General features: G+C 45.1%; 9 protein-coding genes, 1 tRNA gene and 2 rRNA genes. 6 read left to right on the forward strand and 6 right to left on the reverse strand.

The window, feature by feature from the left end:
- The 3 genes from AACQ21_RS14325 to AACQ21_RS14335 all read left to right on the forward strand — a co-directional run.
- A 23S ribosomal RNA gene (locus tag AACQ21_RS14325) occupies window positions 1-297 on the forward strand; the annotation flags it as partial.
- Window positions 298-384: 87 nt separating this feature from the next.
- A 5S ribosomal RNA gene (rrf, locus tag AACQ21_RS14330) occupies window positions 385-500 on the forward strand.
- A 29-nt stretch (window positions 501-529) separates the two neighbouring features.
- A tRNA-Asp gene (locus AACQ21_RS14335) sits at window positions 530-606 on the forward strand.
- Window positions 607-804: 198 nt separating this feature from the next.
- Here the strand turns inward: AACQ21_RS14335 and add are convergent.
- The 6 genes from add to glnA form a co-directional block, all read right to left on the reverse strand.
- Window positions 805-1809: an adenosine deaminase gene (gene add / locus AACQ21_RS14340; protein WP_094125495.1), complete on the reverse strand. Its 1005-nt coding sequence runs from the start codon at window positions 1807-1809 to the stop codon at window positions 805-807.
- Window positions 1810-1900: 91 nt separating this feature from the next.
- The gene (locus AACQ21_RS14345; protein ID WP_445285732.1) at window positions 1901-4450 is read right to left on the reverse strand and encodes an EAL domain-containing protein; all 2550 of its coding nucleotides are present in this window, start codon (window positions 4448-4450) and stop codon (window positions 1901-1903) included.
- 105 nt (window positions 4451-4555) lie between these two features.
- Entirely contained in the window at window positions 4556-5959 is a 1404-nt protein-coding gene (glnG, locus tag AACQ21_RS14350; RefSeq protein WP_013855452.1) for a nitrogen regulation protein NR(I), read from the reverse strand.
- A 39-nt stretch (window positions 5960-5998) separates the two neighbouring features.
- Window positions 5999-7045 (reverse strand): nitrogen regulation protein NR(II), encoded by a 1047-nt coding sequence (gene glnL / locus AACQ21_RS14355; RefSeq protein WP_105976352.1) that lies wholly within the window; start codon window positions 7043-7045, stop codon window positions 5999-6001.
- A 134-nt stretch (window positions 7046-7179) separates the two neighbouring features.
- On the reverse strand, window positions 7180-7761 hold the full coding sequence (locus AACQ21_RS14360; protein WP_105976353.1) for a DUF4124 domain-containing protein: 582 nt from the start codon (window positions 7759-7761) through the stop codon (window positions 7180-7182).
- Between the two features lie 148 nt (window positions 7762-7909).
- The gene (gene glnA / locus AACQ21_RS14365) at window positions 7910-9319 is read right to left on the reverse strand and encodes a glutamate--ammonia ligase (RefSeq protein WP_017043509.1); all 1410 of its coding nucleotides are present in this window, start codon (window positions 9317-9319) and stop codon (window positions 7910-7912) included.
- A gap of 500 nt (window positions 9320-9819) precedes the next feature.
- Here glnA and typA point away from each other — a divergent pair, with 500 nt between their 5' ends.
- The 3 genes from typA (at window position 9820) to dtd (ending at window position 13097) form a co-directional block, all read left to right on the forward strand.
- The gene (gene typA, locus AACQ21_RS14370) at window positions 9820-11643 is read left to right on the forward strand and encodes a translational GTPase TypA (protein ID WP_010319743.1); all 1824 of its coding nucleotides are present in this window, start codon (window positions 9820-9822) and stop codon (window positions 11641-11643) included.
- 133 nt (window positions 11644-11776) lie between these two features.
- Complete coding sequence (locus tag AACQ21_RS14375) at window positions 11777-12691, forward strand: virulence factor BrkB family protein (RefSeq protein WP_088728555.1); 915 nt, start codon at window positions 11777-11779, stop codon at window positions 12689-12691.
- A complete protein-coding gene (gene dtd, locus AACQ21_RS14380; RefSeq protein WP_013855445.1) occupies window positions 12663-13097 on the forward strand; it encodes a D-aminoacyl-tRNA deacylase in 435 nt (144 codons plus the stop codon). The genes AACQ21_RS14375 and dtd overlap by 29 nt, the downstream gene beginning before the upstream one ends.
- Window positions 13098-13139: the final 42 nt, after the last annotated feature.

Genomic DNA, 13139 nt, shown 5'->3' on the forward strand with positions numbered 1-13139 from the left:
GTCCCTATCTGCCGTGGGCGTTGGAAGATTGAAGGGGGCTGCTCCTAGTACGAGAGGACCGGAGTGGACGAACCGCTGGTGTTCGGGTTGTCATGCCAATGGCATTGCCCGGTAGCTAAGTTCGGAATTGATAAGCGCTGAAAGCATCTAAGCGCGAAGCGAGCCCTGAGATGAGTCTTCCCTGGCACTTTAAGTGTCCTAAAGGGTTGTTCGAGACTAGAACGTTGATAGGTTGGGTGTGTAAGCGCTGCGAGGCGTTGAGCTAACCAATACTAATTGCCCGTGAGGCTTAACCATACAACACCGAAGGGGTTTTGTGGGCTCAATTGAAGAACATTGAATGTGTGAATGAGAACGAAACAGCTTTCCGAATTAAGAAATTTGCTTGGCGACCATAGCGTTGTGGACCCACCTGACTCCATGCCGAACTCAGAAGTGAAACACAACAGCGCCGATGGTAGTGTGGGGTCTCCCCATGTGAGAGTAGGACATCGCCAGGCTTTGAATATTGTCTAACCAGACACGCTGCGGAGCGGTAGTTCAGTTGGTTAGAATACCGGCCTGTCACGCCGGGGGTCGCGGGTTCGAGTCCCGTCCGCTCCGCCACTTATTAAGAAGCCCTGCTAGTAATAGCAGGGCTTTTTTCGTTTGAGAAAAATAGCATTTTATTTTTTATCACTCTCAGGACAGTCGTGTGGTAGCTACACTTTGTTCAATCTATTCTTATTCTTTTCGGTCTCTATGTCTTAGGTATAAAAAAGCCGATGTATTAAACATCGGCTAGAGAGACATGGTTCAGGAGATTTAGCTACGCAAAGCGGCTTTGGCTGACAGTGCTTTTTTATCTGAGTCTGAAAGAAAGGCTAATTCTAATCCGTTAATTTGCGCTTGTCTGATCTGCTCTTGAGAAAGGCCTGCTTGAAGTGCTGCAACTTCATATTCATGTGGAAGTTCAATACCTTCAACCGCTGGGTCATCAGTATTTAAACAAGCAAGTATCCCATGCTCTAAAAACTGTTTTATAGGATGATGAGCAAGAGAGTTTACTGTGCTCGTTTGGAAGTTTGACGTTAGGCAAGACTCAATGCCAATACGATGTTTGGCAAGATAATCCATTAGCTTAGGGTCATGGACGGCTTTTACTCCGTGTCCAATGCGTTCTGCACCTAGCTCTTTAATTGCCTGCCACATACTTTCTGACCCCGCTGCTTCTCCAGCGTGTACTGTAACTCTTAGCCCTGCATCTCGTACTTGTTTAAAGTGAGAAATAAATCGCTCGCCCGGCTGCCCAAGTTCATCGCCTGCCAAGTCGACTGCAACAATGTGCTGCTTTTGAGTCAAAATAGCGTCTAGCTCCTGCTGACAAGCATCGGTGCCAAAAGTGCGGCTCATAATTCCTATTAGGTTAGCCTGAATACCGAAGTCTCGAACGCCCGCTTGTACCCCATCAACTACAGCCTCAACAACGCCAGCGATAGGCAGTTGATGTTTCATAGCCATATAGTAAGGAGAGAACCTCAGCTCGGCATAATCAATTTGAGCATTTAAGGCATCTTCGACATTTTCGTAGGCGACTCTTCGGCAAGCATCGAGATCACCCAATACGGCAACTCCCCAATCAAGTTTTGATAAAAAGGCGACCAATGATGGTTCTGCTTCGACGATTTGTACATGAGGTGTGAGCTCTTCTATGTTGCCAGCTGGCAGCGCTACACCAAATCGTTGCCCTAGTTCTAAGATAGTTTTGGTTCGAATGTTGCCGTCAAGATGGCGATGCAAATCAGTAAGCGGTAGGTTTTTAGTTATCATTATGTTTTTCCGAAAGTGTGTATGGCATCAAGTATAAAAATCAATGTAGCCAGTGTCAGCTAGCAAAGCGTATTAAATCACCCAATTCTGTTTATTTGGCTTTTATGTTTACCATATCTGTTGACCATTCGTAAAAAGGGATGGCTTTACTAAACAGAAAGCCTTGTCCCTGAGTGCAGTTAAGCATGGTTAGGAGATGGACTTGCTCTTTGGTTTCAATACCTTCTGCTACAATTTCGACATTAAACCCACGAGTCATGTTGATGATTGCCGCAACGACTGAGCTACTGAGATTTGTCTGTTCGAGCTGCGATACAAACGCCCTGTCTATTTTTAGACAATCGAATGGAAGTTGATGTAAATAAGAAAGGGAGCTGTATCCGGTACCAAAATCATCTATCGCGATATGGATGCCCAGCTCTTTGAGTTTGTTCATGTTTGCTAAAATAACTGGGTCGTTATCAACAATTCTTGATTCTGTGATCTCTAAAGCGAGATTATTGGGTTCAAGCCCCGTTCTTTCCAAAGTCGCTTTGAGCTCATGAACAAACTGAGGTTGAGATAGCTGGTTCACTGAGAGGTTGACGTGCATTTTAAACGTCGATCCCCATTTACCCATCTTGATGCCTTGCATCGTGTCAAAACACGCTTGATACAAGATTTGCTCACCAATCAGGCCAATGAAGCCGCTTTCTTCAGCGATAGGAATGAATTCCAAGGGGGGAATGATATCACCGCTTGGTGTCACCCAGCGTGCCAAGGCTTCAGCTCCGATGATATCTCCCGTTGATAAGTTTACAATTGGTTGATAATACGGAATATATTCTTTGTTCTCGATGGCAAGCTTAATTTGAGTGAGCATTTGCGTACGTTTACGAGAAACATCGTCCATCTCTGGAGAGTAATAGCAGATCCTTGAGCGCTCTTGCTTGGCGTGGCTGAGTGCGATGCTACCATTACGTAACCATAGCGCCATAGTATGGAGTGTGTCATTAGGAAGCACGATGCCAATGGAGGCATTGACGACCACTTTTTCATTATGCATTGAGAATGGGACAGCAAACATTTGTAATATGCTGTTAGCCGCGGATTGGGCTTCATTCTTTTGTTGTAAAGAGGGGATGTAAATAGCGAATTCATCACCACCTGTACGAGCAATACATGAGGTACTTGCAAATAGTGTGCGTAATTTTTCAGCAATAATTTGTAATAGTAAGTCACCTTGCTGATGCCCCAAGCTGTCATTAATATCTCTGAATTTATCGATGCCGATAAGCAATAGGCTGCCATTAATTTGATTTAATTGACTAAAGTTATCAATTAAACCTTCACGGCTATAGAGCTTGGTTAGGGAATCGTAGATCAATTGGGAATGCAATGCCTTAAATGAGGCTTTTAGGTTGTTGGCCATTTCATTGAATGAATAAACAAGCAAACTCGTTTCATAAATATTACCAGCTTTCGGCATGTTACTTTCCCAATCCCCTTTTGCTAGATGCTGAGCAGCCGCCGCGGTAGCGGTAATTGGAGTGGTGATTCGATTAAAGGCAATGAGCCCTATACCAATGCCGATAAGGCTGACAATACCGCCAATAATCCAACTGTTTTGTTGGTTTTCTGGCAATCGACCAAGTAGATCGGTTTCTGAAATCGAGACGCCAATAAACCATTCGATGCCATGTTTATCTTTAAAGGGAGTGAGATGATTAAAATAGCGGGTGCCATCAACTACCGTTTCGAATTTGTTGAGTGTTGCTGACAGCATTTTGTCATGGTTATCAATATAATGTGCACTGGCTTGGATCACTGGGTTGGCATTTTCGATAGCCAGTAGTCGCTCTCCTTTTGCCGACAGTTCGGTCCCCCAAGAGACAACGGTGCTGGTATTGGAGTGAGCTACCAATCTTTTTTCTGGATCAATAATATACACGTTGGCATGAGTTTTCTGTTGCAGTGAGGCCAGAAACGCATTGAACGTATCGATTTTCACATCAGTCACCAAAACACCGATGAACTTGTTCATAGAGAAAACGGGTGCTAAAGCAGAGAGCGTGATCTCTTGGCGTTCATCAACATTAGTGTAGATTGGCGACCAACTTGGGCTTAAACTTTGTGCAACTGGAGTATACCAGGGGCGAGTTCTTGGATCATAATCGGCAATGGTGGAGCGAATATCTTGATTGATGGTTTTTCCTGAGTAGATCACCAAGTTTTGCTGAGTTCGATTATCTTTCACCATCAAGGTAAAACTATCACCAATCTCTTTGCGAAAGCCCACGTACTCCGCCTGTTCGCCACCAAATCCGATCACATCAATTTGTTCTAGCGGTCGATAAAGCGTTTCAAAACTGGCAAGCAGATATCCTTCTACTTTACTGACATCGTCCGCAGAATAGAACTGACTAAAGCCGATCGTGTGGCTTAAAGCGAGGCTGGCTTGAAAAGGTTCATCGAGAAAACTGATCAGTCGCTGCTCTACATTGGCATTTAATGATGAAAGCTGTTTGCTGCTAATGTCATCAACCATCTCTTCATAACTGTATTTTTGTACACCCACAATCACTCCAATCGTTATGAGGAAAATCATAACAAATGGTAGAACAACGGCTGTTTTCAACGTTATTTGATTCGTAAATGACATGTCGTGTCTTCTGCATCCATACAAATTATCGGTAAAACACGCAAGGTGGTGGGTGATTGCATTGTGCCAGAAAGTGAATCACTGCACCTGATCATTAAAAAATTATCAGTAAAGTTCTTTTAACTTCCTTGTCAACGTATTGCGCCCCCACCCAAGCACCTTAGCTGCGTCTTGTTTGTGACCATTGGTGTGATGAAGTGCTGCTTCCAAAAGTATACGTTCAAATTCAGGAAGTGCATAAGAAAGCAGCTCTGTTTCTCCTGAAGCTAATGAAGATTTAGCCCAACTTGCGAGTTGTTGTTGCCAACTTATAGCACTATCAAAGTCACTATTTTTCTTTTCCGACAATAATTCGGAAGGAAGATCACTGGGTAGCACCTCGCTGCCACTGGCCATTACAGTTAACCAGCGACACATATTTTCAAGTTGTCGTACGTTTCCCGGCCATTCAAGACGATTCAAAATTTCAATGCTCTTAGGATGTAGCGTTTTCATTTCTACGCCTAATTCTTTTGCTGCAGAGGCGAGAAAGTGCTTGGTCAGTTTTTCTATATCTTGGCTTCGCTCACGCAGTGCTGGGATATGAATACGAATGACATTGAGACGGTGGAAGAGATCGTCACGAAACTTTCCTTGATGAACGAGTTTTTCTAAGTTTTGGTGAGTGGCGGCGACAATGCGTACATCCACTTTGATTGCTGAATGCCCTCCTACACGGTAAAACTGACCATCGGCTAAAACACGCAGTAGCCGAGTTTGAATGTCGAGCGGCATATCGCCAATTTCATCTAAGAATAGAGTGCCCCCGTTGGCCTGCTCAAAACGCCCTTGGCGGACACTGTTTGCACCGGTGAATGCTCCTTTCTCATGACCAAACAGTTCTGACTCGATGAGATCTTTTGGAATTGCGGCCATATTGAGGGCAATAAACGGTTTTTGGGCGCGTGGGCTATGGCGATGAAGCGCGTGAGCGACTAACTCTTTCCCGGTTCCTGATTCACCATTGATCAAGACTGAGATTGAGGAACGTGATAAACGGCCAATCGCCCGAAATACCTCTTGCATTGAAGGGGCTTCTCCAATGATTTCCGGTGTACTATCAACGCCAATCTGTTGATTGGATTGTTCTTTGCGCTGCTCCTGACTATGAGCAATGGCACGTTCAACCAAGGTGAGGGTTTCATCGACATCAAAAGGTTTAGGCAGATACTCAAAGGCACCCTTTTGATAGGCATTCACCGCGGCATCAAGATCTGAGTGGGCAGTCATGATGATGACGGGCAACTCAGGAGATCGTGAATGAACTTGGTTTAGCAGCTCAATACCATTCATGCCCGGCATGCGAATATCGGAAACGAGCACATCGGGCGTTTCTCTTTCTAGCGCCAGTAACACACTTTCGGCATCGGAAAACGTTTCGCATTTTATGTTGGCTGATGAGAGCGTTTTTTCCATCACCCAGCGGATCGAACTATCATCGTCCACCACCCAAACGTATCCTTTACTCATAATGTTTATTCCTTAGCAGCAAACCCAATCTGACATCGGTCAAATGGGTAAATAAATAGTAAATGTGGTTCGACCTGGCCAGCTTTCAACCTCGATTTTTCCATTGTGCTGATCGATCAGGTTTTGTGAGATAGAAAGACCCAGCCCCGTCCCACCTTCACGGCCGCTGACCATGGGATAAAACAGTGTGTCTTGTAATTCGGTAGGAATGCCTGGGCCGTTATCGCTGATTTCTATGCGTGCCACTAACTTATGGCGCTGTCCGTGAATATTGGCTTGGTGCACTGTTCTGGTGCGAAGTGTGATTTTACCATGCGGATCATGAGATAAAATCTGTGCCGCATTGCTGACGATATTCAGTAATGCCTGCTCGATTTGATCGGTATCCATCAAAATATCGGGCAAGCTGGGGTCATAATCTCGTTCAATCACCAAGTGTGTGCTGGCTTCTAGCTCAACCAATTGGCGGACTTTTTCCAAAATTACATGGAGATTTTCAGAGCACTTCTTGCCCGGTTTTTGTGGGCCGAGCAAACGGTCAACAAGAGCACGCAGTCGATCGGCTTGTTCAATAATAATTTGGGTGTACTCAGTGAGACTGTGGTCCGGCAACATCTTTTCTAGCAGTTGCGCCGCGCCGCGTAGCCCACCTAATGGGTTTTTAATTTCATGCGCCAGCCCGCGAACTAAGAGTTTTGCCGCTTGCTGTTGGGCGTGCTGATTGAGCTCTTGTGTTAACCGTCGTTGTTGACCAATTTTGCGCATTTCGACCAAAAGCATCAGCTCGCGTTGCCAAGATATAGGGCTCACGGTCACTTCCAGCATCAGTGGCTTACCATCGACCACAAACGTAACATCGCTATCAGTAATACTTTGGCCACTTTGCAACGGCTGAGAAAGCAGCGCTAAATCAAGAGAAGCGTGCTGGATGAGTTTTGACAGTGGTTGGTTGATAATTCGCTTAGCACTTTGGGAGAAGAGTTGTTCAGCCGCTGGATTGGCATAACGGATACAAAGAGACTCATCGAGCATCAAGGTGGCGGTAACGATATTATTTAAAATCGTTTGGCTTAGCTCACAATTCACGTTTTCATCCTTGTCCGTGTTCCCAAATGATGCAATGCACAACTTTGGTGCATTGCATGGCTAAGTATGGCGCATCGGTGTCAGAAGAAAAAGTGAAACCTGTTGTTATATCGAGCTTATTGGCGAAGAGTTCATCACTTGATGCTGGCTCGATGTAAATGCACCGTCACAGGGTTAGACGATGCAATAATCTTGCCGTTTACAACTACTTGAATTAAAAAGCGATGCGTTCCTCTATCTAGATTTTTCAGCGTCCAAGTAGGTTGAGTGGCGGGGGCGCCATAGGCCTTGTCATTCATGACCAATTGCAACTGTTCACTGACGGTTAAGTTGCGATTGAGTTCGGCGTTGATTGAAATAACGCCCGCATTGCTGCGTAAGGTTTCATCGTCAGCCGGAGAGCGAATTGCAATGGTCAGCGGTTCTATTTTGTTGACATGGGTTGCGGATTTTTCCTGTGGCAGATTTTTGGTGAGGTCAGTGACGGGGTGAGAGGTTTCAAAGGTTGGCTCAGGAGCATCGGCTTGAAAATCAGGAATCGAAATTTGCTTTGCTCCCTTATCTTGTGGGACATCGCTAAGATGCAACACGCCGTTTGCATCCACCCACGTATAGACGTTTTGTGCAATTGAAATCGCGGAATAAAGCATGATGAGTGTTAGGAGTAAAATTCGGATCAAATTCACAGTCATCCCCCTATATAGAGATGTTTTCACGTTAAGGGTATCGGCTTTCGAGTGCCGTTATTGTTGTAACGCTAATGTTACGACGTCCGGAATTAACCCCAAATATGAAAAAGGCTCACCTGCGAGGCGAGCCTGATAAATCCGTAACCTAAGTTACATTTTGCACCAAAGCTAAGAATTATACCGAGTAGTACAATTCAAATTCTAGTGGGTGAACGGCCATGTTGACGCGTTCTACATCTTTTGCTTTTAGCGTGATGTATGAGTTGATGAAATCATCAGAGAATACGCCGCCAGCGGTCAGGAATTCACGATCTTCATCCAGTGCTTTTAGTGCCACTTCAAGTGACTCGGCTACTTTTGGAATCTCAGCGGCTTCTTCTGCTGGTAAGTCGTACAAATCTTTATCCATCGCTTCTCCTGGATGGATTTTGTTCTTGATACCATCAAGACCAGCCATTAGAAGAGCGGCAAACGCTAGGTATGGGTTTGCTGCTGGATCTGGGAAACGAGCTTCGATACGACGTGCTTTCGGGCTTGGTACTACTGGAATACGGATAGACGCAGAACGGTTACGAGCCGAGTAAGCTAGCATTACCGGTGCTTCAAACCCAGGGACAAGGCGCTTGTACGAGTTTGTTGATGGGTTAGCAAATGCGTTGATGGCACGCGCGTGCTTGATGATACCGCCAATGTAGTAAAGCGCTAAGTCAGATAGACCGCCGTACTTGTCACCAGCAAATAGGTTTACACCATCTTTTGCAAGAGATTGGTGAACGTGCATACCTGAACCGTTGTCGCCAACAAGAGGCTTAGGCATGAAGGTTGCTGTTTTACCAAAGGCGTGCGCAACGTTGTGCACCACGTATTTGTAGATTTGGATCTCATCGGCTTTCGTAGTTAGCGTATTAAAGCGAGTGGCGATTTCGTTTTGACCTGCGGTCGCTACTTCATGGTGGTGAGCTTCAACGACGAGGCCCATCTCTTCCATGATCAAACACATGGCTGAACGGATGTCTTGTGATGAGTCAACCGGTGCAACAGGGAAATAACCACCTTTCACACCAGGGCGGTGACCTTTGTTACCACCTTCAATTTCAGCGCCAGTGTTCCAAGCCGCTTCGATATCATCAATTTTGAATGAGGCACCAGACATATTGTTGGTGTATTTCACGTCATCAAAAAGGAAGAACTCTGGCTCTGGACCGACAAGAACGGTGTCTGCGATACCTGTTGAACGCATGTAATCTTCTGCGCGTTTTGCGATAGAACGTGGGTCACGATCGTAGCCTTGCATGGTTGCAGGCTCTAGAATGTCACAACGAATGTTAAGTGTTGCGTCTTCTGTGAACGGGTCAAGAACTGCACTTGATGCATCAGGCATCATCACCATGTCAGACTCATTGATTCCTTTCCAGCCAGCAACGGATGAACCATCGAACATCTTACCTTCTTCGAAGAAGTCTGCGTCGACTTGATGAGCAGGAATAGAGATATGTTGCTCTTTGCCTTTCGTGTCGGTAAAGCGCAGGTCAACAAACTTAACTTCGTTTTCTTGGATCAGCGATAGAACGTTTTCTACTGACATCTTGGATAACCTCCAGTGTTATTAAAGCGGTAATGGCCCGAATCGAATTGAAACTAGCATTGATTAATTTCATTCTAAACTTATTAATCGATGCTGTTTCTAACAAAGCTAAATTCGTGCCAATTAAATTAATCCTTTAATTTCAAGTGCTTTGGTTGTTCTTTGTCGAATTTAAATGCTTCTCTGCACCAAAAAGATCCTTATTTGCACTATTTTGGTGCCTTGAGTTTTATGTTGCACCATTAACTACCAAAGCGCACACTATTCAGCCTAGGTTTACTAGGCTTGTCAATGCTGATTTAGTCCATTTTGATGCAATTTGTTTTAAAGCAAGTAGCGGACTAAGCTTGTGGTGAGCGAAAATCAGCGCGATAGATCACATATTTCTAGGTTTTTCGCCAAAATCTGGTACATTATTGACCGTTTTTTTAATCAAGTTCTATGCTCGTTGCGGCCTCATGCCGAAGCGAGTTACTCCCTTAATAAGTGAAGCAAAATCCATGGCTACTCCACAGATTGATAAATTAAGAAATATCGCGATCATCGCACACGTTGACCACGGTAAAACAACGTTGGTTGATAAACTGCTGCAACAGTCAGGTACGTTAGAGTCTCGCGGTAATACGGAAGAGCGGGTCATGGACTCGAACGATATCGAGAAAGAGCGCGGTATCACTATCCTTGCAAAAAATACAGCCATTAACTGGAATGATTTCCGTATCAACATCGTAGATACTCCAGGACACGCCGACTTCGGTGGTGAAGTTGAACGTATCATGTCAATGGTTGACTCTGTTTTGCTGATTGTTGATGCGGTTGATGGCCCAATGCCACAAACTCGCTTCGTAACACAAAAAGCCTTTGCTCACGGTTTGAAGCCAATCGTTGTTATTAACAAAATTGACCGTCCTGGTGCTCGCCCTGATTGGGTTATGGATCAAGTGTTCGACCTGTTCGACAACCTTGGTGCAACGGATGAGCAGCTCGACTTTAAAGTGGTTTATGCCTCTGCACTGAACGGTTGGGCGACACTTAACGAAGGTGAAGTTGGTGAAAACATGGAACCTTTGTTCCAAGCGATCGTTGACAATGTAGAGTCACCACAAGTTGACCTTGATGGCCCACTACAAATGCAAGTTTCTCAACTTGATTACAGCTCTTACGTTGGTGTTATCGGTGTTTGTCGTGTGACTCGTGGTAGCGTAAAAGCGAACCAACAAGTAACAGTTGTCGGTGCTGATGGTAAGAAACGTAACGGTAAAGTTGGTACAGTTCTGGGTTATCTTGGCCTTGAGCGTAACGAAGTTGAACAAGCTAACGCTGGCGACATCATTGCGGTAACAGGTTTAGGTGAGCTGAAAATTTCAGACACCATTTGTGATCAAAACTGTGTTGAAGCCATGGTGCCGCTATCCGTTGATGAACCGACAGTGACCATGACTTTCCAAGTCAATACCTCACCGTTTGCAGGTAAAGAAGGTAAATACGTGACTTCACGTAATATCCTTGAGCGTCTGCAAAAAGAGCTTGTTCATAACGTAGCATTGCGTGTTGAAGAAACCGACAACCCAGATCGCTTCCGCGTTTCAGGTCGTGGTGAACTTCACCTATCAATCCTGATTGAGAACATGCGTCGTGAAGGCTTTGAGCTTGCAGTTTCTCGTCCTGAAGTTATTTTGAAGGAAGAAGACGGCCAGAAAATGGAACCGTTCGAAACCGTAACGATCGATGTGATGGAAGAGAGCCAAGGCGGCGTGATGGAGAAAATCGGCCTGCGTAAAGGTGAGCTGACGAATATGACTCCAGACGGCAAAGGCCGTGTGCGTCTTGATTTCATGATGCCTTCTCGCGGTTTGATTGGTTTCCAAACAGAATTCATGACCTTAACCTCAGGTTCAGGTTTGCTTTACCATACGTTTGATCATTACGGCCTACACAAAGGCGGTAATATTGGTCAACGTAACAACGGCGTGTTGATCTCTAACGCGACAGGTAAAGCGTTGACTTACGCTCTGTTCAACCTACAAGAGCGCGGTCGCCTATTTACTGAGCACGCAGATGAAGTGTACGAAGGCCAAGTGATCGGTATCCACAACCGTTCTAACGACCTAACAGTGAACTGCTTGAAAGGCAAGCAGCTGACAAACGTTCGTGCTTCTGGTACTGATGAAGCGCAAGTATTGTCACCTGCAATCAAGTTTACACTTGAGCAAGCACTTGAGTTTATTGACGACGATGAACTAGTGGAAGTGACCCCACAGAGCATTCGTATCCGTAAACGTCATTTGACTGAGAATGATCGTAAACGTGCAAGCCGTGGCTAATACCGTCATGGTATAAGTTAACGAGTTAATCTAAGGGCGAGGAGTGTACTTCTCGCCCTTTGCTTATCTGCAATATAGTCAGTTTTAGGTATAGAATGGTGATTGATGATAAAAATAAGCAGGGAGAAGGCATTTGAAAATTAAAAAGCTTGGCAAACAATGTTTACTGTTTACGCGTTATTTACTCAGCCGGATGGATCATGACCGCGTCAATGTTAATGCGGGCTATTTGGCTTATATCACGTTGTTGTCGATCGTACCTATGCTTACCGTGCTGTTATCAATTCTCTCCTCATTTTCTATTTTTTCCAATGTCGGTATGGTTATTCAAGATTTTGTGATCACCCATTTTGTGCCTGCCGCAGGCGATGTAGTGCGAGAGGCGTTGCTCGAATTTATCGCGAATACAGGTAAGATGACGGCCGTGGGCGGGGCATTTTTATTCGTTGCAGCTTTAATGCTGATTTCCAATATTGACAAGAATTTGAACTACATTTGGCGAGTTAAAAATAAACGGCGCATGGTGCTCTCTTTTTCAATGTATTGGATGGTTCTTACGCTCGGGCCAATTTTAGTCGGCGCAAGTATTGCGGCAACCTCGTATATTACCTCACTCAAGATTATTGACAGCGAAGCACTCTCTGGTGCTTATAATTTGTTGCTGCGCTGGCTACCTTTTATTTTGTCATTCTCTGCTTTTGTCGGTTTGTACCTGCTGGTGCCGAATAAAAAAGTGCATCTTTCACACGCCTTGGTCGGGGCAATGGTGGCGGCTATTTTATTTGAGTTCAGTAAAAAAGGGTTTGCTGCTTATATTACTCAGTTTCCCTCCTATCAACTGATTTACGGCGCACTGGCGGCGATCCCTATTCTGTTTGTGTGGGTCTACTTATGCTGGATGATTGTGCTCGTTGGGGCGGAGGTGACGGCGACTTTGGGTGAAAAAGAGCACTGGAGCAATGAGCAAGAAATGCTAAACTCATTGCCTATCTCCGAGCAAATGATAAAGGGAAATCAGAGTGATAGCGTTGATCCAGAGAGTGAGTGAAGCGGCGGTACGTGTTGATGGGGAAGTGGTTGGCGAAATCAATCAGGGCTTACTGGTGCTACTTGGGGTCGAAAGAGATGACGATGAGGCAAAGGCCAAACGTCTAGTCGAACGTGTGACTCAGTACCGCGTGTTTGAAGATGAAGAGGGAAAAATGAACTTGAACGTGCAACAAGTGAACGGTCAGGTTTTAGTGGTGTCTCAATTTACATTGCCAGCCGATACCAAAAAGGGGACGCGTGCCGGATTTTCAAAAGGTGCACACCCTGCTGATGCTGAGCGTCTGTATGATTACTTTTCGGATTTGTGTGAGCACATTTTGCCAACTCAGCGTGGCCGCTTTGCACAAGATATGAAAGTCTCGCTGATTAATGATGGCCCAGTGACATTCTGGCTTCAGGTTTAATAAAGAAATGGATAGAGCCTCCTTCGTTGGGATCATGCGGAG

This window comes from Vibrio sp. V01_P9A10T6 (genome assembly GCF_963877065.1).
In the GTDB taxonomy this organism is placed as follows: Bacteria; Pseudomonadota; Gammaproteobacteria; order Enterobacterales; family Vibrionaceae; genus Vibrio; species Vibrio anguillarum.